Annotated in this window: 23 protein-coding genes; 18 read left to right on the forward strand and 5 right to left on the reverse strand. The window is 67.5% G+C overall.

The genetic code is table 11. The annotated features are described in order from the left end of the window. Positions 1-24: 24 nt before the first annotated feature. The gene (locus tag AC5Y2S_RS22260; RefSeq protein ID WP_499958403.1) at positions 25-390 is read right to left on the reverse strand and encodes a DUF1801 domain-containing protein; all 366 of its coding nucleotides are present in this window, start codon (positions 388-390) and stop codon (positions 25-27) included. A 28-nt stretch (positions 391-418) separates the two neighbouring features. After that, positions 419-1,438, reverse strand: a complete 1,020-nt coding sequence (locus AC5Y2S_RS22265) for a zinc-dependent alcohol dehydrogenase family protein (protein ID WP_499958404.1) — start codon at positions 1,436-1,438, stop codon at positions 419-421. 158 nt (positions 1,439-1,596) lie between these two features. Here AC5Y2S_RS22265 and AC5Y2S_RS22270 point away from each other — a divergent pair, with 158 nt between their 5' ends. The 3 genes from AC5Y2S_RS22270 to AC5Y2S_RS22280 are packed head-to-tail and all read left to right on the forward strand — an operon-like array spanning position 1,597 to position 4,064. Continuing rightward, positions 1,597-2,403 carry an acyl-CoA thioesterase gene (locus AC5Y2S_RS22270; RefSeq protein ID WP_499958405.1) on the forward strand — a complete coding sequence of 269 codons (807 nt, stop codon included), beginning with the start codon at positions 1,597-1,599 and terminating at the stop codon, positions 2,401-2,403. Between the two features lie 40 nt (positions 2,404-2,443). Further along, on the forward strand, positions 2,444-2,962 hold the full coding sequence (locus AC5Y2S_RS22275) for a nuclear transport factor 2 family protein (RefSeq protein WP_499958406.1): 519 nt from the start codon (positions 2,444-2,446) through the stop codon (positions 2,960-2,962). A 7-nt stretch (positions 2,963-2,969) separates the two neighbouring features. Beyond that, the gene (locus tag AC5Y2S_RS22280) at positions 2,970-4,064 is read left to right on the forward strand and encodes an NAD-dependent epimerase/dehydratase family protein (RefSeq protein ID WP_499958408.1); all 1,095 of its coding nucleotides are present in this window, start codon (positions 2,970-2,972) and stop codon (positions 4,062-4,064) included. 35 nt (positions 4,065-4,099) lie between these two features. On the opposite strand, the gene AC5Y2S_RS22285 is transcribed toward AC5Y2S_RS22280, so the two are convergent. Next, the gene (locus tag AC5Y2S_RS22285; protein ID WP_499958410.1) at positions 4,100-5,071 is read right to left on the reverse strand and encodes an aldo/keto reductase; all 972 of its coding nucleotides are present in this window, start codon (positions 5,069-5,071) and stop codon (positions 4,100-4,102) included. A 46-nt stretch (positions 5,072-5,117) separates the two neighbouring features. On the opposite strand from AC5Y2S_RS22285, the gene AC5Y2S_RS22290 reads away from it, so the two are divergent. The 12 genes from AC5Y2S_RS22290 (at position 5,118) to AC5Y2S_RS22345 (ending at position 18,877) form a co-directional block, all read left to right on the forward strand. Continuing rightward, the gene (locus tag AC5Y2S_RS22290) at positions 5,118-6,467 is read left to right on the forward strand and encodes an acyltransferase family protein (protein ID WP_499958412.1); all 1,350 of its coding nucleotides are present in this window, start codon (positions 5,118-5,120) and stop codon (positions 6,465-6,467) included. A 154-nt stretch (positions 6,468-6,621) separates the two neighbouring features. Beyond that, entirely contained in the window at positions 6,622-6,942 is a 321-nt protein-coding gene (locus AC5Y2S_RS22295) for a hypothetical protein (RefSeq protein ID WP_499958414.1), read from the forward strand. Positions 6,943-7,020: 78 nt separating this feature from the next. After that, positions 7,021-7,692 (forward strand): TetR/AcrR family transcriptional regulator, encoded by a 672-nt coding sequence (locus AC5Y2S_RS22300; protein WP_499958415.1) that lies wholly within the window; start codon positions 7,021-7,023, stop codon positions 7,690-7,692. Between the two features lie 649 nt (positions 7,693-8,341). Then, positions 8,342-9,055 (forward strand): MlaE family ABC transporter permease, encoded by a 714-nt coding sequence (locus tag AC5Y2S_RS22305; RefSeq protein ID WP_369830390.1) that lies wholly within the window; start codon positions 8,342-8,344, stop codon positions 9,053-9,055. After that, positions 9,055-9,930, forward strand: coding sequence for an MlaE family ABC transporter permease (locus AC5Y2S_RS22310; protein ID WP_499958416.1), 876 nt, complete (start codon positions 9,055-9,057; stop codon positions 9,928-9,930). Before AC5Y2S_RS22305 ends, AC5Y2S_RS22310 begins: the two co-directional genes overlap by 1 nt. A 5-nt stretch (positions 9,931-9,935) precedes the next feature. Beyond that, the gene (locus AC5Y2S_RS22315) at positions 9,936-11,261 is read left to right on the forward strand and encodes an MCE family protein (protein WP_499958418.1); all 1,326 of its coding nucleotides are present in this window, start codon (positions 9,936-9,938) and stop codon (positions 11,259-11,261) included. Then, a complete protein-coding gene (locus AC5Y2S_RS22320) occupies positions 11,258-12,298 on the forward strand; it encodes a virulence factor Mce family protein (protein WP_499958420.1) in 1,041 nt (346 codons plus the stop codon). Before AC5Y2S_RS22315 ends, AC5Y2S_RS22320 begins: the two co-directional genes overlap by 4 nt. Next, positions 12,295-13,854, forward strand: coding sequence for a virulence factor Mce family protein (locus tag AC5Y2S_RS22325; RefSeq protein WP_499958421.1), 1,560 nt, complete (start codon positions 12,295-12,297; stop codon positions 13,852-13,854). Before AC5Y2S_RS22320 ends, AC5Y2S_RS22325 begins: the two co-directional genes overlap by 4 nt. Further along, complete coding sequence (locus AC5Y2S_RS22330; RefSeq protein ID WP_499958422.1) at positions 13,851-15,419, forward strand: virulence factor Mce family protein; 1,569 nt, start codon at positions 13,851-13,853, stop codon at positions 15,417-15,419. Before AC5Y2S_RS22325 ends, AC5Y2S_RS22330 begins: the two co-directional genes overlap by 4 nt. Further along, positions 15,416-16,594 carry a virulence factor Mce family protein gene (locus AC5Y2S_RS22335; RefSeq protein WP_499958424.1) on the forward strand — a complete coding sequence of 393 codons (1,179 nt, stop codon included), beginning with the start codon at positions 15,416-15,418 and terminating at the stop codon, positions 16,592-16,594. The genes AC5Y2S_RS22330 and AC5Y2S_RS22335 overlap by 4 nt, the downstream gene beginning before the upstream one ends. Continuing rightward, positions 16,588-18,138: an MCE family protein gene (locus AC5Y2S_RS22340; RefSeq protein ID WP_499958426.1), complete on the forward strand. Its 1,551-nt coding sequence runs from the start codon at positions 16,588-16,590 to the stop codon at positions 18,136-18,138. Before AC5Y2S_RS22335 ends, AC5Y2S_RS22340 begins: the two co-directional genes overlap by 7 nt. Positions 18,139-18,379: 241 nt before the next feature. Then, the gene (locus tag AC5Y2S_RS22345) at positions 18,380-18,877 is read left to right on the forward strand and encodes a type II toxin-antitoxin system Phd/YefM family antitoxin (RefSeq protein WP_499958428.1); all 498 of its coding nucleotides are present in this window, start codon (positions 18,380-18,382) and stop codon (positions 18,875-18,877) included. A 7-nt stretch (positions 18,878-18,884) separates the two neighbouring features. Here the strand turns inward: AC5Y2S_RS22345 and AC5Y2S_RS22350 are convergent, their stop codons facing one another. Then, positions 18,885-19,529: a TetR/AcrR family transcriptional regulator gene (locus AC5Y2S_RS22350; RefSeq protein WP_499958429.1), complete on the reverse strand. Its 645-nt coding sequence runs from the start codon at positions 19,527-19,529 to the stop codon at positions 18,885-18,887. A 108-nt stretch (positions 19,530-19,637) separates the two neighbouring features. Here AC5Y2S_RS22350 and AC5Y2S_RS22355 point away from each other — a divergent pair, with 108 nt between their 5' ends. The 3 genes from AC5Y2S_RS22355 to mhpA are packed head-to-tail and all read left to right on the forward strand — an operon-like array spanning position 19,638 to position 23,220. After that, a complete protein-coding gene (locus AC5Y2S_RS22355) occupies positions 19,638-20,765 on the forward strand; it encodes a VOC family protein (RefSeq protein WP_499958430.1) in 1,128 nt (375 codons plus the stop codon). Next, positions 20,762-21,697 carry a fumarylacetoacetate hydrolase family protein gene (locus AC5Y2S_RS22360; protein ID WP_499958431.1) on the forward strand — a complete coding sequence of 312 codons (936 nt, stop codon included), beginning with the start codon at positions 20,762-20,764 and terminating at the stop codon, positions 21,695-21,697. The genes AC5Y2S_RS22355 and AC5Y2S_RS22360 overlap by 4 nt, the downstream gene beginning before the upstream one ends. Next, positions 21,694-23,220 (forward strand): bifunctional 3-(3-hydroxy-phenyl)propionate/3-hydroxycinnamic acid hydroxylase MhpA, encoded by a 1,527-nt coding sequence (mhpA, locus tag AC5Y2S_RS22365; protein WP_499958433.1) that lies wholly within the window; start codon positions 21,694-21,696, stop codon positions 23,218-23,220. Before AC5Y2S_RS22360 ends, mhpA begins: the two co-directional genes overlap by 4 nt. Positions 23,221-23,298: 78 nt before the next feature. Here mhpA and AC5Y2S_RS22370 read toward each other — a convergent pair whose 3' ends face one another. Next, on the reverse strand, positions 23,299-24,183 hold the full coding sequence (locus AC5Y2S_RS22370; protein ID WP_499958434.1) for a universal stress protein: 885 nt from the start codon (positions 24,181-24,183) through the stop codon (positions 23,299-23,301). Positions 24,184-24,317 lie beyond the last annotated feature (134 nt).

A 24,317-nucleotide genomic window follows, 5' to 3' on the forward strand; every position in this document is an offset into this window, starting at 1 on the left:
CCCTGCGGGTGTACAGGCCGGACACTAGGACGCGTTCAGCCTCACCGCGGCGCGAACGAGCGCCTGGAACGCGTCCTCGTCGACCCTGTCGCCCTCGTGGAAATCGATGGCTCGCCTCGTGTTGCCGTCGAGGCTGGAGTTGAAGAGGCCCGACGGGTCGTCGAGCGAGGCGCCCTTGGCGAACGTCACCTTGACAGCGCTCTTGTACGTCTCGCCGGTGCAGATCATCCCGTCGTGGTACCAGACCGGCACGCCCCTCCACTTCCACTCCTCGACCACGTCCGGGTCGGCCTGTTTGATCAATTCCCTGATGCGAGAAAGCATTTCGCCGCGCCAATCGTCCAGTTCCTTGATCCTGGCGTCGATGAGCTGCGAGGGAGAGTCCGTCATGGTCGTCGTTGCCTTCCCGATGGTTTCGTCAGGGGATGGTTATCGCGATCTTGCCGACGTGCTCGCCGGCACGCAGCACGGCCACTGCCTCGTCCAATTTCCCCCAGTCGAAGACGTGGCTGATGTGGGGCTTGATCCCGGTCGCCGATATTAAATCGCACAGGTCCCGGTGTGCGCGCACGCTGCCCACCGTGATCCCGATGATCCGCAGGTTGTTGAGCATCACTTCCGCCACCGAGATGGGTGCCGTGTCGAAGCCGCTGAGTACGCCGACCACGGTGATGGTGCCGCCAGGTCGCGCCGAGTGCACCGATTGCGCGAGTGTGGCGGGCCCGCCCAGATCGACGACCAGGTCGGCGCCCTTGCCGCCCGTCAGCCGCTTCACCTCGGTCTCCCAGGCCGGGGTCGCACGGTAGTTGATGAGATGCGTTGCGCCCAAATCCGATCCGATTTTCAGCTTGTCGTCGGACGACGACGTCAAGATCACCGTGGCGCCCAGCGCGCGGGCCAGCTGCACGGTGAACAGCGATACCCCGCCGGTTCCCTCGGTCACCACGACGTCGCCGTCACCGATGTGGGCTTCCGTCAGGGCGCTCCAGGCCGTCACACCGGCGCACGGCAGGGTGGCCGCTTCGATATCGCTGAGGTGCTCGGGCGTGCGAACCAGGCCCGCGGCGTCAGCGACTCGGTACTGCTGCAACCACCCGTCCTCGCTGTCGCCGGGCAGCTCCCGTTTGGCCTCCGGCGTGGGCGGCCCGTCCGGCCAACCGGGGTGAAACGCGCCCATGACGCGGTCCCCCAGTTGAAGTCCGTCCACCCCGGGTCCGACCGCCACCACCTCTCCTGCGCCGTCGCTCATCGGCACGCGCGGCCACGGGCCCGGGAGTAGCCCCATGAGGTTGACGTTGTCGTGAAAGTTCAGGCTCGACGCGCGGACCCTGACCAGTGCCTGGCCCGGACCGGGTTCGTCGACGGGCCTGTCCACGGTCTCGAGGGGCGCGCCGGGCCCCGGCATCACCACCGCGCGCTGACGGTCCGGAATGCTCATGCGATGCGCGCCTCCTTTCGTTTTGGCGTCATAACGACGCGACCGGCGGCCCCAGCCTTGACCCCAATCCGGCGGTCAGGCCCGTCGGGAAGTAGTCTGCCGACGACTCGCATCGGTGTGCGACCACTGCCCGATGCTATGGCGATCAAGGAATCGGCGTGACCGGCACACACCCTTTTGACAGTGCGCTAACCCTCGACGTGATCGATGCCGACCTCAGGCGGGGCGCGACCCATCCGGAGTGGGCCAACATGGTGGGCCCGTTCGGCGGAATCACCGCGGCCGCCATCGTGCGGGCAATCGACACCCACCCCGACCGCATCGGAGAACCGTTGGCGTTGACCGTCAACTACGCCGCACCGGTGGTCGACGGCGGCTTCGACCTGTCGCTTCGGGTCGTGCGCACAAACCGCACCAATCAGCACTGGAACGTCGAGCTTCGCCAGGACGGCGAGGCCAAGGCCACGGCGACGGCGGTGTTCGCGACGGCCCGCGAGACCTGGGCCGACACCGAAGCCCGCCCGCCGGGCGCGCCGCCGCCGGAAGAGGTCGCTCCCGGGGGCATGGCTGACGTCATTCGGTGGGCACAGCTCTACGACATGCGGTTCGTCGAAGGCCCGACGCCCCGCGCCGGCGCGCAACCCAGCCCATCGTCGACGACCACCCTGTGGGTGCGCGACAAAGCGCAACGCCCCGTCGACTATCCGGGACTCACGGCGCTCTGCGACGTCTTCTACCCCAGGGTCTACTTGCGCCGCGGCGTTGCGCCGGCGGGCACGATCTCGTTGACCACCTATTTCCTCGCCGATCAGCGCCAGCTTGACGCCGTGGGAGGCGACTTCGTCTTGGCCACCGCCCACGCCAACCGCTTCTCCGGCGGCTACTTCGACCAGAGCGCAAAGGTATGGACCCGGGACGGTGTACTGCTGGCCGCCACGCACCAGATCGTCTACTTCAAGGGTTGAGAGGTTACAGTTTCGGGGTGAAGTGTCACGCTGGGCCGCGATGACGGAGCGGACCGCCGAAGACAACGCCACCGCGCTGCTGGCGATCGAGGCCATCAAACAGCTCAAGGCCCGCTACTGCCGGTACCTCGACACCAAGGACTGGGCGGCTTGGCGGGCGCTGTTCGCCGACGACTTCGTCAGCGACACGTCCGCGGCGGGCGGCAAGCTGATCGTCGGTGCGGACGACTTCGTGGCGTTCACCCGAAAGAGCATCGGACGTCCCGCGCAGGCGACGGCGCACCAGGTGCACGCGCCCGAGATCGAGCTGACCTCGGCGACGACCGCGCGCGGGGTGTGGGCGCTGCAGGACGTGGTCCGCTTCGAGCCAGGGGTGAGCCTGGTCGGGTACGGTCATTACCACGAGACCTACGAGAGGATCGACGGGCGCTGGATTATCAAGAGCTCCAAGCTGACTCGGCTGCGGGAAGACATCGTCACCCCGCTGTTCTCGATCTATATCTCCGACCGCATCCGGCGGGCAGCCACCAAGCTCGCCGGCCGATTGATGGAGCAGTGATACGCCGATGAGTGTTGGCACGATTCTGATCACCGGCGCGTTCGGCCAGGTCGGCAGGCGATGCGCGCAAATCCTGCTCGACCGGGGACGCACCGTCGTCGCCACCGACCTGCGGACCGACAAGACCCTGGCCGCCGCGGCCGAGTTGTCCCAGGGCGGCGGGCAGCTGATCGAGGCCTACATCGACCTGCTGGACGCCGAGGCGGTCGGCGACCTGGTGACGACCCATCGGCCCGAAGCGATCATTCACCTCGCCGCCGTCATCTCGCCGCCGTCGTATCGCAATCCCGCACTGGCCCGACGGGTCAACGTGGGGGGCACCGAGAACCTGCTGGCGGCGGCCGCCCGACTGCCCGATCCCCCGCTGTTCCTGATGGCGTCGAGCGCCGCGGTCTACGGGTCCCGCAACCCGTACCGCCATCCCGAGCGGATCACCCCGGACACCCCCGTGTCGCCGATCGACCAGTACGGCGAGGACAAGGTGCTGGCCGAGGCCGCGATCCGGGCAAGCGGCCTGCCGTACGCGATGTTCCGATTGGGCGGGGTGATTTCACCGGACACCCAGGCGGGCATCAACGGCGACCACCTGACCCTGATGCGGTCGATGCCCGGCGACAATCGCATCCACACGGTGGACGCGCGCGACGTGGCGCTGGCATTCGCCAACGCCGTCGACCGCAAGGCCACGATCGACGGCAAGGTCCTGCTGATCGGCGGCAACGAATCGTATGTGATGCTGCAACGCGACCTCGAGGACGACCTGATGACCGCCGCCGGCCTGGGCCGGCTCGGCCCCTCGGCGAGTCTGCCCGGCGACCCCGGCGACGACCGCGGCTGGAGTTTCACCGGATGGTTCGACACCACGGAAGCCCAAGCGCTGCTTGACTTCCAAGAGCACGACTGGCATCAGACCACAGCGTGGATCGCCGAATCCCAGGGCCGCACTCGCATCGTCCTGTGCGCGCTTGGCCCGATCCTGCGCCCGGTGCTGCGCGCCCTGCTGAAGCTGCAGCGCCGGGCCGAGGGCCGGGGTCCGTACGCGGACCCGTGGGCGCTGATCGAGAAGAAGTACGGCCCGGCGGCGCTGGCCGCCTCGGAGTAGCGCGAACGGCCAGCTGCGCGAAGCGGACAGCGCAGCTACCGGTCGATCCATCCCATCTGCGCCTCGGCATGGTGGCCACCGACCGGCGGGGTGAGTCGGTCGATTCTCGCCAGTTGGTCGGGCGCGAGCTCGACGGCGTCGGCGGCGGCGTTCTCCTCGAGCCGGGTGACGCGCTTTGTCCCCGGAATCGGCACGATGTCAGGGCCTTTCGCGAGCAGCCAGGCCAGCGCCACCTGGGCCGGGGTGGCGCCCACGTCGGCGGCGATGTCGCGCAGTTCGTCCGCGCTGCGCAGGTTGTGCTGGAAGTTCTCGTCGAAAAACCGGGGGTTGGTCTTGCGGTAGTCGCTGTCGGGAAGCTCCCCGTTCGAGCGGATGGCGCCGGTGAGAAACCCGCGGCCCAGCGGCGAGTAGGCGACGAACCCGATGCCCAGTTCACGCAGCACGTCGAGCACTCCGTCCTCGGGATCGCGGGTCCATACCGAGTATTCGGACTGCACGGCGGTGATGGGATGCACGGCCTGCGCACGGCGGATGGTGTTGACTCCCACTTCGGAAAGACCGATGTGCCGGATCTTTCCGGCCGCCGCCAGCTCGGCGAGGGCTCCGATCGTGTCCTCGATCGGGGTGTCGCGATCGAGGCGGTGTTGGTAGTAGAGGTCGATGCGGTCGGTCGCGAGCCGCTTCAGGGAACCTTCGACGGCGATGCGGATGTTGGCGGGGCTGCTGTCGAGGCCGTTCCGGCCGGTGTGGGAGATCAGGCCGAACTTCGTTGCGAGCACCACCTGATCGCGCCGGCCCTGAAGGGCACGAGCGACGAGTTCCTCGTTGACGTAGGGGCCGTAGACCTCGGCGGTGTCGATCAGCGTGACGCCGAGGTCGATGGCGCGGTGGATGGTGCGAATCGATTCGGCGTCATCGGTACCGGCACCGGCATACGCGACGGACATGCCCATCGCGCCCAGGCCGAGGCGTCCGACTTCCAGTTCGGCGAGATGAGCCCGTTTCATCGCCCCATTGTGCGCCGAACGGCTTGACGCCACGGGACGAGGTACCGTGGCGCTCGTGCAAGGCACGGTGCAACCGGCGCGCAATCTCGCGGTGGACTTCTACCGCGTATCGGGTGTGGTCCTGATCGTGCTGGGGCATTGGCTGGCGGGATCGGTGACCTACCACGACGGATCTTTCGGTCGGGAGAACCCGCTCGTCGACATACCCTGGACCCAATGGCTGACCTGGGTTTTCCAGGCGGTTCCGGTGTTTTTCCTGGCGGCCGGCTACGCCGGCGCAGTGTCGTGGACGCATCGATGTGGCACCGAGGGCTTCTCCCGAGAGGTCTGGCTTCGGCGTCGGCTGGCCCGGGTGCTCGGACCGACGGCCGTCTACATCGCGCTCGTCTCGGTAGTTGTGGTGGTGCTAGTTGCCTATGGCGTGCCCGCCACAGTGCTGGAATACGCGGGTTGGGCGGTCGCTATGCACCTATGGTTCCTCGCGGTCTATCTGGTGGTGGTGTCGCTGACGCCGATTGCGATTGCGGCGCAGCGCCGTTGGGGCCTTCTCGTGCCGGGCGCCCTGGCGGTGGGCGTGGCGGTTCTGGACGCCGCCACGATCGTGGGCCACGTGCCCTACATCGGCTGGCTGAATTACTTCGTCTGCTGGGGGGCGCTCTATCAGCTCGGAATCGCTTGGTACTGCGGGCTATTGGCCGGCCGCAAACCGCTGCTGCTGGCGGCCGGATCCGCGGTTGCGCTGGCGCTGTTGATCTCGCTCGCGGGTTATCCGGTCAGCATGATCGGCGTTCCCGGCCAGGCGGTGCAGAACACGACGCCGCCCACCGTCGCGATGCTGGCCTTCGCGTGCGCGCAGGCGGGATTGGTGATGGCGCTCGCGCCCGCGCTGAATCGGGTGCTGCGTGCCGATCTGATCAAGCGGGTGCTTGCCGTCGGGAACAACAACGTGATGGCGCTCTACCTCTGGCACATGATCCCGGTCGTGATCGTCGCGATCGTCGCGTATCCGGCGGGCCTGCTGCCCCAGCCGCCGGAGGGAAGCGGGGCGTGGTGGCTGGCCCGGCTGGAGTGGGTGGTCGTGCTCGGCGTGGTGACGGCGGTCGAACTGGTGTTGTTGTGGTCGCTGCGGCGCTTTTTTGCGGCCCCGCTGCCCATGGTCGGTACGCCCCTCACGGAACGCTGGGGTGAAGTGTTCATGCTGGTGGGCGCGGCGCTGGCGGCCGCTGGCCTGCATTTCTTCGCCTACGCGGGGTTCGCGCCGGACGGTCACCTACCGTGGGTGACCGCGGCGCTTTTTGGCGCCGGGGTGGTGCTGGTGGCGCTTCGCCCCGCGAAGGCCGAGCGCGCGGCCGATCCGGCACCCTCGACCGGGGGAACTGCAGCGCGCCGGGACTGACGGCGCCGGCCCGTTGGCAAGCGACTTACGACCTCATGAGAGGGGCCGTAATGCCCTGGTCGGAGGTAGTATTCGGGGAGCAACGTCTCCGGCAGGTTCGGAACGTTTGAGCGCCCGGACCGCAAGGAGACACCCTCGGTAAGGGAGTATGCAGATGTTAGACAGCCTCGCGGTCACCAACAACCACGGCCCTCAACGGCGCACCCGGGAATCGGATGCCGAACTACTGCAGGAATCCGGTGTGCACAAGCTCGTCGTTCTGGACCGCGACGGCAACTGCCTGGCATTCGTATTGGCTTGGGACGGCTTCGAATACGACGAGGAAACGGACGCCTATGTGTGCGTCGCCGATCGGGATGGCAGGGAACTGCTGACCGTGTACACCGCGGGTGAGATCAACTCGGCCCCCGGCGAGAACATGTACGTCGTGACGGCGCCGGATGGATCCGGCTCGGGACGCCGCGGCCCCCACTGACCAAACCGTTATCTGTATTCGCGTCGCCGACCGCTATGATAGACCGTTCGTACGGTTAGTTATGCCGAAGGGTTCAAGATGCCCAGGTCGCCTGGCAGGCGAAGCGAGATTCTGGACGCGTTCGTCCGCTATGTCGCCGAACGCGGCTATGACAGAACGAATATCGGTGACATCGCCGACGAGCTCGGCATGTCGAAGGGCACGATCGTTCACCACTTCGGCACCAAAGCCCAGATGTTGCGCGAGCTCGAAGAGACCCATCTGGCCCTCCAACTCGATGTGCTGCGGATGGCATGGGACCGCCTGGCCGCGCCGCACGAGCGTATCGCCGCGATCATCTACGCCTCCGCACTGCTGCAGGTGAGCGCCCGCCACGCGACCGTTGCGAGCCAGCGCGAGGTGGTTCAGCTCTCCGACGACCCGGCGATGCAGCACGTGCGCAAGCTGCGCGATCAATTGCAAACACACGCCGTTGACGAAATCCGCAACGGGATAGACGTCGGCGTGTTCCGAAGCGTGGACGTCGAATTGGCGGCGCTGCAGTTGTGGGGATCGCTGGAGTGGATGTGGGTGTGGTTCGATCCCGCCGATGCCCGGACACCCGAGCAAGTCGGCGCGGCTTTCGTCGACGTGTTCCTCGGCGGGCTCCTGCTCGACCGCCTCGGGCTCAGCAAGTGGACGAATCCTTCCGCCGGCGTCGTCTCGGTGGTACGCGAGTGCCTCGCCGCGGTCACAGCCGGCGCGCGCTGACGGCCGGTCGGCGGAACATCTTGCGCGGGAGCCTAATTCGCCGGTAGGCCGCGTGGTACGCACAGCTGAGCCGCCCTGTGCCCGCCAGGCACCGTGAAGCGCAAAAGCCCAAGTAAAACCGGACGTTCCGCGGATCGACCACCACGTTTTGGACGAAATCGGCCGAAATTTACAATTTATTGACCGCACGTACGGTCTAATGCGATAGTTGCAGCGTGGCGCAAACGATGGCGGCGTGGGGCCGACGGGCGGGGACCGCGGCCACCGCCTGGGAGGACCACGTTGTCGGCCCGCACTTGCAACCGCGTGATGCGCGACGCGCGGGGTCGCGCAGAGCACCCTTGGGCCGAGTCGCGACGCGCGGCAGCCGGCAAGTGTCGGTACTCGAGCCGCCGTCTAAATGCTCTCTGCTGCCTCGGTTTTCGGGGCGTCGTCACTCTATGGGCGGGGTTACGAATCGGAACAACGCCCGACGTCTGCGCCTCTCCCCCGCGCCGCCGCATGGCTCGTGTGAACGGCCGGCAGACGGATCGCGGTCCGATACGCATTCGCCTCGGGGTCCGCGCCGATGACCACGACGCACTCGTTCGCCGGCAAAGTGGGCCAACGAATCCGGCCGGGCACGGAAGTGGCCGGCGGGTTCTTCCGGATGTGCGTGCTGACCGGCAAAGCCCTGAGACAGCCCTTCGAGTGGCGCGAGTTCATCTGGACCGGCTGGTTCCTGATGCGGGTATCGCTGCTGCCCACCATCGCGGTGTCCATCCCGGAAACGGTGCTGCTCATCTTCACGCTCAACCTGCTGCTCGCCGAGATCGGCGCCGCCGACGTGTCCGGTGCCGGTGCCGCGATCGGCGCGGTCACCCAACTCGGCCCGATCGTGACCGTGCTGGTGGTCGCCGGCGCCGGGGGCACCGCCATCTGCGCCGACCTGGGCGCCCGCACCATCCGCGAGGAGATCGACGCCCTCGAGGTGCTCGGCATCGACCCGATCCACCGGCTGGTGGTGCCGCGCGTCGTCGCCTCGACGATGGTCGCGGTGCTGCTCAACGGCCTCGTGGTCGCCGTCGGCCTGGGTGGCGGCTATCTGTTCAGCGTTTACCTGCAGAACGTCTCGAGCGGCGCCTACCTCTCCACGTTGACGGCGCTGACCGGCCTGCCCGAGGTGGTTATCGCGTTCATCAAGGCCGCGACGTTCGGGCTGATCGCCGGCCTCGTCGGCTGTTACCGCGGGCTGATCGTGCGCGGCGGGTCCAAGGGTCTGGGCACCGCCGTCAACGAGACGGTGGTGCTGTGTTTCATCGCGCTGTTCGCGGTCAACGCGGCGCTGACCACCATCGGTGTCCGGTTCGGAACGGGGCGCTGATGACCGCCACTTCAGCAGCACCGTCCACACTGCGGGTCCGCTTCACGCGGGACAGCCTCAGTCGATACGGGGAGGCCCCGGCCCGCGTACTGGTCGAGATCGGGCAGATGGTCTGGTTCGCGATGACTGCCGTCGGGCAGATCCCGTTCGCCATGCGCCGCTACCGCAAAGAGATGTTGCGGATGGTCGCCCAGATGGGGATGGGCACCGGCGCGATGGCGGTGGTCGGCGGCACCGCCGCCATCGTCGGCTTCATCACCCTGTCCGCGGGGTCGCTGGTCGCTATCCAGGGCTACGCGACCCTGGGCAACATCGGTGTCGAGGCATTCACCGGGTTCTTGGCCGCACTGGTCAACGTGCGGTTCGTCGCGCCGGTGGCCGCCGGTCAGGCGTTGGCCGCAACGGTCGGGGCGGGCGCGACCGCGGAACTGGGCGCCATGCGCATCAGCGAGGAGATCGACGCGCTGGAGGTGATGAGCATCCGGTCGGTCGCCTATCTGGCGTCCACCCGGGTGGTGGCGGGTCTCGTCGTCATCATCCCGCTCTACGGGTTGGCGATCACCATGGCCTTCATGTCCCAGCAGGTCACCACGGTTTTCTTCTACGGGCAGTCCGCCGGCACCTACAACCACTACTTCCACACATTCCTGCGCCTCAACGACGTGGGCTGGTCGTTCGCGGAGGTGATACTGGTCGCGGTGGTCGTGATGACCACCCACTGCTACTACGGCTACACCGCCAGCGGCGGCCCGGTAGGCGTCGGTGAAGCGGTCGGCCGGTCGATGCGGCTGTCGTTGATCACGATCGTTGTCGTGGTCGTGCTGACCGCGATGGCGGTCTACGGCAAGAGCCCGAACTTCAACCTCACGGTGTAGCCGCCATGACGACCCCGACGGCCCCGGCCCCGCAAGTCAAGGATCACCCACCACGGATCCCGCCGTACAAGACGGCGGCCGTGGTGTTCTTGGTGGTCGCGGCGGTGGTGTTGTCGTTGGTGTGGCTGCAGTTCCGGGGCCGGCTGACGCCGAAGACACCATTGACGATGGTGGCCCCCCGTTCGGGTTTGGTGATGGATCCGAACTCGAAGGTCACCTACAACGGGGTGGAAATCGGGCGGGTGGCCAGCATTTCGCAGATCCAGCGTGATGGCGTGCCGGCGGCCAAGTTCGTCTTGGACGTCGAGCCCAAGTACATCGATCTGATCCCGGCCAACGTGGATGCCAATATCAAGGCGACCACGGTGTTCGGCAACAAGTATGTGTCGTTGACCTCTCCGAAAAACCCTACCCCGCAACGCGTTACCACACAGCAGGTCATCGAGGCACGCTCGGTGACGACGGAGTTCAACACGTTGTTCGGCACGATCACTTCGATCGCGGACAAGGTGGACCCGGTCAAGGTGAACCTCACGCTGGCCGCGGCCGCGCAGGCATTGACCGGGCTGGGCGACAAGTTCGGGCAGTCGATCGTCAACGGCAACGCCATCCTCGACGACATCAACCCGCAAATGCCGCAGGTCCGCCACGACATTCAGGGGCTGGCAGCCCTGGGCGACACCTACGCCAACGCCGCGCCGGATCTTTTGGACTCCCTCGACCACGCGGTGATCACGGCGCGCACGCTGCACCGACAGGAGGCCGACCTGGACGCCGCGTTGCTGGCAGCGGCCGGCTTGGGCAACACCGGCGAAGACATCTTCAAACGCGGCGGGCCCTACTTCCAGCGGGGCGTCGCCGATCTGGTGCCCACCGCCCAACTGCTCGACACCTACAGTCCCGAATTCTTCTGCACCATCCGCAACTACTACGACGAAGAACCCGCGGCATTCGCGACGACGGGCGGCGGCAACGGCTACGCGCTGCGGACCATGACCGAGCTGACGTCGGGCCTGGGCGCCATCCTGACGCTGCCGGGACTGGCGGGCACCGTGCTCACCCAGGGCCTGTTAGGCCTCGCCGGGCTGGTGGGCGGCGCGCCGAATCCTTATGTGTACCCGGACAATCTTCCCCGAGTGAACGCGCGCGGCGGCCCAGGGGGTGCGCCGGGCTGTTGGCAGGCCATCACCCATGACCTGTGGCCCGCGCCCGAGCTGGTGCTGGACACCGGCGCCAGTCTTGCGCCATACAACCACCTGGATACCGGCTCGCCGTACGCCATCGAGTACGTCTGGGGCCGCCAAGTCGGGGACAACACGATCAACCCATGAAAATCACCGGCTCCGCGATCAAGCTCGCCATCGTCTCGTTGGTGCTGTCACTGATCACCGTCTCGATCGTGGTGGTGTTCGCCCAGCTGCGCTTCAACCGCACCAACACCTATACCGCCGAGTTCAGCAACGCCAGCGGCCTCAAGGACGGCCAGTTCGTCCGGGCATCGGGAGTGGAGGTCGGCAAGGTCAAGAAGGTGCGGCTGGTCGACGGCGGCCGCAAGGCGCAGGTGGACTTCGCCGTCGACCGCTCGATACCGCTCTACCAGTCGACGACGGCCCAGATCCGCTACCTCGACCTGTTCGCCAACCGCTTCCTGGAACTCAAACGCGGCGACGGGGCGGGCGCCGACCGCGTGCTGCCGCCGGGCGGATTCATCCCGCTGTCGCGAACGTCACCGGCGTTGGATCTCGACGCGCTGATCGGGGGTTTCAAACCCCTGTTCCGGGCGCTGGATCCGGAAAAGGTCAACACCATCGCGTCGGCGATCATCACCGTGTTCCAGGGTCAGGGCGGCACCATCAACGACATCCTCGACCAGACCGCGCAGCTCACCTCACACCTGGCTGAACGCGACGAGGCGATCGGCGAGGTGGTCAAGAACCTGAATGTGGTGCTGGACACCACGGTTCGGCATCGCAAGGAGTTCGACCAGACCGTCGACAACTTCGAGCGGTTGATCACCGGGCTGGAAAACCACGCGGACCCGTTGGCCGCCGGCACCGCGAACATCAGCAACGCCGCCGGCACGGTGGCCAACCTGCTGGCCGACAACCGCGCCCTGCTGCACAAGGAGATCGACTACCTGCAGGCCCTGCAGCAGCCGCTCGTCGACCAGAGGGATCAGCTCAGCGACCTGATCCACAAGACGCCGACCGCGCTCAACCTGATCGGACGCAGCATCGGCCTGTATGGCGACTGGGTGAACTTCTACCTCTGCGACCTGACGATCAAGTGGAACGGACTGCAGGCCGGCGGCCCGGTCCGGACGGTCAGGATCTGGCAGCAGCCCACCGGCAGGTGCTCGCCGCAATGAGAACGCTGACCGAATTCAACCGCAGCCGTGTGGGTCTCATGGGCATCACGGTGTTGATCCTCGGCGTCATCGTGGGCCAAAGCTTCACCAGCGTGCCGATGATCTTCGCCAGTCCGAGCTTCTACGGTCAGTTCACCGACACCGGCCAACTGAACAAGGGCGACAAGGTGCGCATCTCCGGCGTGAATGTCGGCAAGGTGGAGTCCTTCGACATCGACGGCGACCACGTCCTGATCAAGTTCAACATCGGCGCGAACACCATCGGCACCGAGAGCCGGCTCGCGATCAAGACCGACACCATCCTGGGCAAGAAAGTTCTCGAGATCGAGCCGCGGGGAAACCAGATATTGCGGCCGGGCAGCGTCTTGCCGCTGAGCCAGAGCACCACGCCCTATCAGCTCTACGACGCGAACTTCGACATCACCAGGGCCGCCGCCGGCTGGGACATCGACACCGTAAAGCGCTCGCTGAACGTCTTGACGGAGACCATCGACCAGACCTATCCGCACCTGAGCGCCACGCTCGACGGTTTGACCAAATTCTCCGACACCATCGGTAAGCGCGACGAACAGATCAAGCACCTGCTCGCTCAAGCCCACCAGGTGGCCGGCGTGCTCGGTGACCGCAGCGAGCAGATCAACCGATTGCTGGTCAACGCGAGGACCCTGCTGGCCGCGTTCAACGAACGCGGCCGGGCCATCGACGCCCTGCTGCAAAACGTTTCCGCCTTCTCGACGCAGGTGCAGGGATTCATCAACGACAACCCGAGCCTCAACCCCGTGCTGGAGCAGTTGCACGCCATCACCGATGTGCTGGTGGCGCGCAAGGACGACCTGGCCCAAACCCTCACGTACGTCAGCCAATTCGCCGCATCGCTGGGGGAATCCGTCGCATCGGGACCGTACTTCAAGATCGTCCTGTCCAACCTGCTGCCGTACTGGATCCTGCAGCCGTTCGTCGACGCCGCCTTCAAGAAGCGCGGTATCGACCCCGAGGACTTCTGGCGCAGCGCCGGGCTGCCCGAGTTCCGCTGGCCCGACCCGAACGGCACCCGGTTCCCGAACGGGGCGCCCCCACCGGCACCTCCGGTGCTGGAGGGCACGCCGGACCATCCGGGACCGGCCGTCCCGCCGGGCACGGCGTGTTCGTACACCCCTCCGGCCGACGCGCTGCCGCGGCCGTGGAACCCGTTGCCGTGCACGGGCGTAAACGTCGGGCCGTTCGGCGGCAGCTTCCCGGCACCGATCGACGTGCAGGGCTCGCCGCCCAACCCGAACGGCCTGCCCCCGACGCCGGGGATCGCGATCGCCGGGCGTCCGGGTGAACCGCCCCCTGACGTGCCGGGCACGCCGGTGCCGCTGCCCACCCAGGCGCCGCCGGGCGCGCGCACCGAGAACCTCCAACCCGCCGGTCCCCCACCGCCGCCGTCGACCTTCGCGCCCGGCCTGCCGCCGGGGCCGCCCGCGCCTCCCGGACCCGGAAACCAGCTGCCGGCCCCCTTCATCAACCCCGGCGGCACGGGAGGCAGCGGCATCACGGGAGGTAGCCAGAATTGAGTGCCGTCAACACATTTCGTAACCTGCGGGGCCGCCGGGTCATCGGGGTGCTGGTGGTGGCGCTGGCTCTGCTCGCCGGGTACCTCGGTTTGCAGCTCTACAACAAGCTGACCACAAACACCGTCGTCGCGTACTTCCCGCAGGCGAACGCGCTCTACGCCGGTGACAAGGTCCAGATCATGGGCGTCCGCGTCGGTGCGGTCGACAAGATCGAGCCGGCCGGCGACAAGATGCGGGTGACGTTCCACTACGACAACAAGTACAAGGTGCCCGCCAACGCGTCCGCCGTGATCGTGAACCCAACCCTGGTGGCGTCGCGCAACATTCAGTTGGAGCCGCCCTACAAAGGCGGCCCGGTGATGGGCGACAACGCGGTCATCCCCATCGAACGCACGCAGGTCCCGACGGAGTGGGACCAACTGAGCCAGAGCGTCGCCAATGTCATCAACAAGTTGGGCCCGACACCCGAGCAGCCCAAGGGCCCGTTCGGTGACGCCATCGAGTCGTTCGCCGACGGGCTGGCCGGCAAGGGCAAGCAGATCAACGCCACGCTGAACAGCCTGTCGCGGGCGTTGACCGCGCTCAACGAGGGCCGCGGCGACTTCTTCGCGGTGGTCCACAGCCTGGCGCAGTTCGTCAACGCCCTGCACAAAGACGACCAGCAGTTCGTCGCGCTGAACCAGAACCTGGCCCAGTTCACCGACAAGCTGACCGGGTCCGATCGTGAGCTGGCCACTGCGATACAGCAATTCGATTCCCTGCTCGGCACGCTGCGGCCGTTCCTGGACAAGAACCGCGGCGTGCTGGCCACCGATGTCAACAACCTCGCCACCCTGACCAACACGCTGGTCCAGCCCGATCCGCTGAATGGTCTGGAGACGGCCCTGCACGTCCTGCCGACGCTGGAGACGAACCTCAGCCAGATCTACCACCCGACGCACGGCGCGGTCATGTCCATCCCGGCGATCCCGAACTTCGCTAACCCAATGCAGTTCGTCTGCAGCATGATTCAGGCCGGCAGCCGGCTGGGCTACCAGGATTCCGCCGAACTGTGCGCGCAATACCTGGCGCCGGTCCTCGACGCGATCAAGTTCAACTACCTGCCCTTCGGGCTGAACCTGTTCAGCACCGCCGAGACGCTGCCCAAGGAAGTCGCCTACTCGGAACCCCGGCTGCAGCCACCGAACGGGTACAAGGACACGACCGTGCCCGGGATCTGGGTGCCCGATACCCCGTTGTCGCACCGCAACACCCAGCCCGGCTGGGTCGTCGCCCCGGGTATGCAGGGGCAGCAGGTGGGGCCGGTCACCGCCGGCCTGTTGACCCCCGACTCGCTCGCCGAACTGATGGGCGGTCCGGACATCGCACCCCCGCAGTCGGGGCTGCAGACGCCGCCGGGACCGCCGAACGCCTACGACGAAAACCCCGTGCTGCCGCCCATCGGCGTGCGCGCCCCGCAGGTGCCAATCCCGCCGCCGGCGCCCGGGCCTGGCGTGATTCCCGGGCCGGTCGCACCGACACCCCCGCCTGCCGAGGCGGCCGCATCGGCCGGACTGGGATCGTGAACACGCTGCGCGCCTTCGGCATTCGCGTCCGGCACCGGGCGCGGCAGGCGGTGGCACTGCTGGTCGCCGCCGCGGCGCTGACATCGTGCGCGAAGTGGCACGGAATCGCGAACGTGCCGATGCCCGGCGGCCCGGGCAGCGGACCCGGCTCCTACGTCATCTACGTCCAGATGCCCGACACGCTGGCCCTGAACGACAATAGCCGGGTGCGGGTGGCCGACGTCTTCGTCGGCACGGTGCGGGCGATCGCTTTGAAGAACTGGGTCGCCACGCTGACGCTGCGGGTGGACAAGAGCGTCAAGTTGCCCCGGAACGCCACCGCCAAGATCGGTCAGACCAGCTTGCTGGGTTCTCAACACATCGAGCTGGCCGCGCCGCCCAACCCGTCGCCGGAACCGCTGAAGCCGGGCGACACCATCCCGCTGCAAAACGCGTCCGCGTATCCCACCACCGAACAGACGCTGGCCAGTCTCGCCATGATCCTGCGCGGGGGCGGCATCCCGAACCTGGAAACGCTGCAGGACGAGGTCTACAACATCGTGCACGGGCGGGCCGACCAGATCCACGCCTTCCTCGGCAAGCTGGACACGTTCACCGCCCGGCTCAACGAGCAGACCGATGACATCACCCGAGCCATCGACTCCACCAACCGGCTGCTGGCCTACGTGGGTCCCCGCTCGGACGTCATCGATCGGGTCCTCACCGAATTCCCGCCCCTGCTCAAGCATTTCGCCGACAAACAGAACCTATTGATCAACGCGGTCGACGCGACGGGACGGCTCAGCCAGGTTGCCGACCAATACCTGTCCGCCTCCCGGGGCGACCTGCACCAGGACCTGCTGGCGCTGCAATGCCCGTTGCGGGAACTGGGCCGTGCCGCGCCGTATCTGATCCGCGCGCTCAAGCTGATCCTGGTCCGGCCCTTCGACGTCGACGCCGTGCCGAAGGCGTTCCGCGGCGACTACTTCAACCTGTCGCTCACGCTCGACCTGACCATGAGCTCCGTCGACAACGCGATCCTGACCGGCACGGGATTCTCCGGAGCGCTGCGCGCGCTCGAGCAATCGTGGGGCCGCGACCCCGAAACGATGATCCCCGACGTCCGCTACACGCCGAACCCGAACGACGCGCCGGGCGGGCCGCTGGTGGAAAGGGCGGACAGAGGCCAATGCTGACCCCCTTCATCAAGCGTCAGCTGATCCTGTTCGCCATCCTGAGCTTCGTCACCGCGGTCGTGCTGGGCGGGTACTACCTGCAGATCCCCACCGCGGCGGGGATCGGCCAGTACACCCTGCAGGCGGACCTGCCGGCGTCGGGCGGTCTGTACAAGACGGCCAACGTGGCATATCGCGGCGAAACGATCGGCAGGGTCATCGACGTCCAGCCGACCCAGTCGGGCGCGCGGGTGACCATGAGCATCGCCAACCGCTTCAAGGTCCCGATTGACGCGACGGCCAACGTGCACTCGGTGTCGGCGGTCGGTGAGCAGTACATCGACCTGGTGTCGCCCGGCAACCCGGGCAAGTACTTCCAGCCCGGACAGACCATCACCAAGGGCACCGTGCCCACCGACATCGGTCCGGCGCTGGACGCCGCGAACCGCGGGCTCGCCGCGCTGCCCAAGGAGAAGATCTCCTCGTTGCTCGACGAAACCGCCCAAGCCGTAGGCGGATTGGGGCCCGCGCTGCAACGGCTGGTCGACGCGACCCAGGCGCTCGCCGGGGATTTCAAGACCAACATCGGTGACGTCAACGACATCATCCAAAACTCCGGGCCGATCATCGACAGCCAGGTCAACTCGGGTGACTCGATCGAGCGGTGGTCGCACAACCTCGACATCCTGGCCGCGCAGAGCGCGGAAAACGACCAGCATGTGCAAAGCATCCTGACGCAGGGCGCGCCGACCGCCGATCAGGTCAACGCGGTGTTCGGCGACGTCCGCGAATCGCTGCCGCAGACGCTGGCGAATCTCGAGATCGTGCTCGACATGCTCAAGCGCTACCACAAGGGCGTCGAGCAGTTGCTCGTGTCCTACCCGCAGGGCGCCTCGGAGGGCCAGACGGTGACGACGCCCTTCCCCGGCTATGCGTCGCTCGGCACCTCGCTGACGATCAACCAGCCGCCGCCGTGCCTGACCGGGTTCCTCCCCGCACCGCAATGGCGATCGCCGGCGGACACCAGCCTGGCGCCGATGCCGTCCGGAACCTATTGCAAGATCCCTCAGGACGCCCCGGCCAACGCCGTCCGCGGGGCGCGCAACCTCCCCTGCGTCGATGTCCCCGGCAAACGCGCCGCGACGCCGCGGGAGTGCCGCGACCCCAAACCGTACGTCCCGGCGGGCACCAACCCGTGGTACGGCGACCCGAATCAGACCCTGACCTGTCCCGCGCCCGCGGCGCGCTGCGATCAGCCGGTCAAGCCGGGCCAGGTGATACCCGCGCCGTCCGTCAACAACGGCATGAACCCGGCGCCCTCCGACCGGGTGCCCGGGACACCGCCCCCGGTCAGCGACCCGTTGCAGCGCCCGGGTTCGGGGACCGTCCAGTGCAATGGGCAGCAGCCGAACCCCTGCGTGTACAGCCCGGGCGGTCCTCCCGCGGCCGTTTACAGCCCGCAGAGCGGCGAACTGGTCGGGCCCGACGGCGTCAAGTACGCCGTCGAAAATTCCACCAAAACCGGGGACGACGGGTGGAAGGACATGCTGGCGCCGCCCCGCTGACGCGGATCCGGGTGAATCCGGCTGGCCTACAGCGCTTTTAGATTGAGCGCAACTCCTGGATCGGTGGAACCTCGCCCTCCCCGCATGGCCGCGCGACGACGCACCACAGGGCTCTCCCGACCAGGTCAACGCGCCTGACCAGGCCATTGACACTGACCGCACGTACAGTCATATACTTGGAGATCGTCGGGTTCGCGGAACGCAACGCTCCCGGTCGGTGAATTACGGAGATCGGAGCGAAATGCCGGAAGTGATTGGCCTGGGCCAACTCCGGAGCGACGCGTGTGCGTATCTCGAACGGGTTGCCGCTGGAGAGCCCCTCGACGTCGTCCGTCGCGGCAAGCTGGTGGCGCGGATCCTGCCGGTTGGCGACTGGCGGGTGGCCCCGATCCCGGCACGATCCGTCAAAGCCCCGCCGTCCGACGCGGGCGGCTGGGTCGGGCTCGAGGAACTGCGGACCCGCGCCGGGCGGTGCTTCGACCGGGTTGCGGCCGGCGAGACGGTCTATGTCGTCCGTGGCGGCCGGATATTGGCGCGGATCGTGGCGGCGGGCGACGCGACGGCGGCCCCGCTTCCCGGCGATGCCGGTCGCCGGATCGAGCTCGACGAGCTGCGCAAGCGCGCGGGGCGCTACTTCGACAAGGTCGCGGCGGGCCACACCATCGAGGTCATCCGCGGCGGCAAGCTGGTGGCGCACATCGTGTCGGCCACCGGGGACGACGCCCGAAAAGGGGCCTGACGGCTTGCTAGGTCCCGGCAAACGGGTCGTCGGGCAGCGGTCGTTGACAGACCGCGCGGGCGTCCTTGGCGCTGAGCCCGAAAAGACGCAGCACGCTTTCGGTGACGCTGTCGGCGGCCGCCGCATCGTCGCGATCCGGGTTGTCACGCAACAGCTTTCCCAGCCCTAGCAGCGCGCCGCCCGCCATGCAGAGGGCAAGTTCGGGGTCGTCGACCGAAAACCTCCCCGAGTCGACGCCGGCCTTGATGTCGCGCAGTGCCCGGGGCGCCAGGCCGCGATCGGACGACAGCAACGCCAGCCCGTTGGCGAGCAGGATCTCGCTTTCCTGCGGGCGCCGGCGGAACAGCCGGCCGATCAGCCGGAAGCTGGTGGCAAAGGTCTCCGCGGGGTCGTCGATCGACTCGGTCAGCCGGTCCAGCATCGCTCCGTGCGCGTCGAGCACGTCGGCGACCGCGGCCTCGAACAGCTGCTCCTTGCTGTCGAAGTGGTTGTAGAAGGAGCCCATCCCCACGTCGGCCGCCTGGGTAATCTCCAGGACAGGCACGTTCAGTTTTCCTTCGGCGATCAGCCGCTGGGCCGCCCCGATCAGCGCCGCCCTGGTGCGCTGCTTGCGTCGTTCCAGGCGGCTGGGCGGGTCGGGATCTTCGGGCATGGCGCTCACCTTTAGCAGTATGCATCACTTTTGAGGATTTCGTCAGATAAGTCTTGACGGCGCGGCGCGAGTATGTGACGATTTCGTCAGTTACCTTGGAGATGGCCCATGAACACGACACCCGCCCACCGGGACCTGCACAGCGAGCAGGGAGCGCTGCCCGGCGAACACCCCGGACGCTGCCGCAATCCGGTGATCAAGGTCGCCGACCTCGCCTGGCTCGAGTTCGAAAAGCCCGACCTCACCCGCGCCGAGGCTTTCGCCCGCGCCTTCGGCTTCCAAACCGCGCGGCCGCACCCTGACGAGCTGCACCTGCGCGGGACGCAGGCCGGCGTGCCATGCGTGCTCCTCCGCCGCGGGCCGCGCAGCCGATTCACCGGCGTGGCGTTCCGCGCCTGCGACGACGCCGATGTGCTGCGCCTGGCCGACAAGGCCGGCGCCCCGGTGCGGCGGCTGCCAGAGAGCATCGGCGGGGTGGCGGTCGACCTCGTCGACCCCAGCGGCGTGCCGGTCCGCGTCGTCGCCGGCATGCACGAGCTGCCCGAGCTGCCCGGCCAGCGGCCTCACACGTTCAACTTCGGATCCGACGCGCCGCGGACCAACGCCACCCAACGCCCCCCGCGCGTGCCGGCCCGGGTGCAGCGGCTGGGCCACCTGGTGGTCCAGTCGACGAAGTACCTCGAGGCGCTGGATTGGTACCTGCACAACCTGGGACTGATAGTCAGCGACTTCATGTTCTTCCCGGGCCAGCGCGACCGCGGCCCGACCATGAGCTTCATCCGGTGCGACCGAGGAGCGACTCCGGCCGATCACCACACGCTGGCGATGGCCCTAGGGCCGGCCAACCGTTACGTGCACTCGGCATACCAGGTCAGCGACCTGGACGCGCTGGCCGCCGGCGGCGAATACCTCAAGGACCGAGGATATTTCCGCTCGTGGGGAATCGGCAGGCACATCCAGGGCAGCCAAATCTTCGACTACTGGCGCGATCCCGACGGTTTCCTGGTCGAGCACTTCGCCGACGGCGACCTGTTCGACAACACCCTCGAACCGGGATGGGCGCCCTTCAGCGCGTCCGGACTGGCCCAGTGGGGGCCGCCTGCGACCAGGGACTTCCTCGGAACGGACCTGAAATCGGTTCCCCGTGAGCTGGTTTCGATCATCAGCGCGTTGCGTGCACGCAATGAATTCGATGTCAACCGCGTTGCCGGCCTACTGAAAGTGCCCACCTCATGACAATTTCCGTGCTGCACACCCTCGACGCTTGGTTTCTCAAGACCCCCAACGGCGCCGTCAAGATCGACACCGCCGCCACCACCACCGGGGCCCTCCTGGCCGACCGCGCCGCCATCGCCGCCGCCGCCGGCGGCGAGCCCGTCGCGGTGGACAGCCTGGCATTGGTCTCCCCCGTCACCCGGCCCTGCCGGGTGATCGCACAGATGACCAACTTCGCGTCACACGTCAAAGACGCCGGGATGGACCCCGCATCCATACCGCTGACGTTCTTCCGCAAGGCGTCGGCGTCGATCACCGGTCCGTTCGACGAGATCGTCAAACCCGCGCACGTCAGGTTCCTCGACTACGAAGTGGAGATCGGGCTGGTCATCGGCCGCGAAGTCCCCATCGGCACAACGATTTCCGAAGCCAACCTCGCCGAATTCATCGCCGGGCTGGTCGTGACGAACGACGTTTCCGCGCGCGACATCCAGCTTCCCCAAACCCAGTTCTACGAGGCCAAGTCCTATCCGACGTTCACGCCGGTCGGTCCGGAGCTGGTGCTGCTGACGGCCGAGGAGCTCGACCGTTTCGGTGATCTGCGGCTGCGGCTGAGCGTCAACGGGCAGGAGCGGCAAAACGCACTCGTCGACGGCGACATGCTCTATCGGCCGCTGGAAGCACTGCAATCGCTCACCCAGTTTCAGGAACTCGCTCCCGGCGACCTGGTGCTCACCGGAACCCCGGTCGGCACCGCGCTCAGCGCTCCGCCCAAGCCGGTGCAGATGATCTCGAACCTGTTGCCGCCTGCAGTGAAATGGAAGATGTTCTTCAAAGGTCAGGCCGGCAACCGCAACTACCTCAACGACGGCGACGTCGTGGAGGCATCGGTGGCCACCGACGACGGGGCCATCGACCTCGGCACGCAGCGCACCGAAGTCCGGTTCAAGTGAGCGACAACGCCGTTCCGCACGTTCCGGTGGTGATCGTCGGCGCCGGACCGACCGGTGTCACGGCGGCCACCCTGCTGGCACAGCACGGGGTGGACAGTCTGATCCTCGACCGCTGGCCCGACGTGTACCCGCAGCCGCGCGCCGTGCACTTGGACGACGAGATCTATCGCGTCATCGCGCGACTCGGCATGGCCGACGAGTTCGCGGCGATCTCGCGGCCCACCCTCGGTTTGCGGTTGGTGGACAACCGGTTCCGGGTGCTCGGCGAGTTCCACCGCGAGCCCAGCCAGAGTCGCAACGGGTTTCCCCAGGCCAACATGTTCGACCAACCCGAGTTCGAGGTGCTGCTCCGCACGAACCTCAAGCGGTATCCGAACGCCGAGTTGCGCGGCAACGCCGAGGTCACCGCCGTACGCGACACCGGGCGCGGCGCCCGGGTCACCTTCAGCGACCGAACCGATGGCCGGGTGCACCATATCGACGCCGACTATGTGTTGGGCTGTGACGGCGCCAACAGCATCGTGCGCACCGAAATCGACTCGGCCATGCGGAATTTGAAGTTCGAGCAGCGGTGGCTGGTGGTCGACATCGCCAGCGACTCCAACCTGCAGCAGTGGGACGGGGTGCACCAGGTGTGCGACCCGGTGCGCGCCGGAACCTACATGCGCATCGGACCCGGCCGCTATCGGTGGGAGTTCCGGTTGCTGGACGGCGAAACCGCCGACCACTTCGGCACGTTGGCGGCGTTGCGACCGTTGATCGCGCCCTGGGTCGCCGAGGTTGCCGACTCGGAGATGACGCTGCTGCGCATCACCGAGTACACGTTCCGCGCGCAGCTCGCCGATCGGTGGCGGCGCGGCAACGTCTTCATCCTCGGCGACGCCGCGCACCTCACTCCCCCATTCATCGGGCAGGGCTTGTGCGCCGGAATGCGGGACGCGGCCAACCTGGCCTGGAAGCTCGCCGGGGTTCGCAACGGCACGCTCGACGCAAGCGTTCTCGATTCCTATGAGCAGGAACGCAAGCCGCACGCCCGGCACATGATTCGGCTCGCGCTGGGCGTCGGGTGGGCGATGACCGGCGGCGGGCGGCTGGGCAGCGCAGCGCGTCGCCTGGTGCTGCCCCGGCTGCGGTTGATCCCCGGCCTGCGCGACAAGGTGATCGACTCGACGACACCGGCACTGCGGGCCTCCGCGCTGGTGTTCAAACCGCGCCGACCGCGCCAGCTGGCCGGCACGCTGTGCCCGAACCCCCTGCTGCCCAACGGTCGGCGGCTCGACGACGTCGTCGGCACCGATTTCGCGTTGATCACCGCAATCCAGCCCAGCGCCGGCGACGAGGCCCTCCTTCGGCGCCGCGGCGTTGTTGTCGTGGCCGCCGAACCCGGCAGCGCGCTCGAAACGTGGCTGCGCGGTGACCGCGCCACCGCGGCGTTGGTGCGCCCCGACGGGACGGTCATGCGCGCCGGTCGCGACCTCGCCGCGCTGTGCGGATGGGCGGCCACCGTCCTGCACGCGCGCTGAACCGCCGAGCAGACGCAGAATCGCACGCGAAACGGCTTGGGCGTGCGATTCTGCGTCTGCTCGCGGTGGGGGAAGGCGCTAGGCCGCCGGCGCCGGCTTGGCGACGATCACCGGAATCCGGACCGAATGCAGCAGCGTGTTGCTGACGGAGCCCAGCAGCATGCCCGTGAGACCGCCCCGGCCGTGGCTGCCGACCACGATTAGTTGGGCCGATTCCGCCGCCTCGATGAGGTGGTGCGCCGGCCGGTCGCGCACGATCACTCGGCGCACCGTCACATCCGGGTAGCGTTCGCCCCAGCCCGCCAGGGCTTCGCCGAGACTGCGCTGCCCCTCCTCCTCCACGGTCGCCCAATCCAGGAATGGAACTTCGGTCGTGACGTCACTCCACGCATGCAGGGCGACCAGGTCGACGCCCCGACGGGAGGCCTCGTCGAACGCCAGCTCGGTCGCGTGTTCGGACGTCGGCGAGCCGTCGATTCCGACCAGGACCGGAGCGTTCTGGTCGGGCAGATCCTCGTCGCGGATGACCGCCACCGGACACGTCGCATGCCGCACCACGGTCGAGCTGACCGATCCGAGCACGCCGCGGGCCAACAAGCCCCGCCCGGAGGTGCCCACGACGACCATTTCCGCCTCATTGGACATCTCGATCAGGGTCGGCGCCGGGGTTGAGTAGACCAATTCCCGGCCGATGGCGACCTTTCCGTCCTCCGGCATCGCATCCTCGGCGATCTTCATGGCGTGCATGATGGCCTTCTTGCCGTCGTCCTCCAGCCGTACCGCCAGCGATTCCGGGTACGGAACCGGCGGCCAGGTCGCGGTGGGGGTTGCCACCGCGTGGACGACGGTCAGTGGAACGTTCCGCATTGCCGCCTCGCGTGCCGCCCAGCACGCGGCGGCATTCGATGCGGGCGAGCCGTCGACCGCGACGACGATGCCCAGGCGTTTCACGGATTCAGACACTTCGTTCTCCCTTCGTCACCAGCGACGCTATCGGGCGGCGGGGCGTCGGTCGTGAGGCTTTAGTCCTCAACTGGCCGGGACGGAGGACAGTCGCTGAATCACGTTGGGGCCGTTGATTCCCCGGGATGTAACCG

Source organism: Mycobacterium sp. NGS69 (assembly GCF_059812165.1).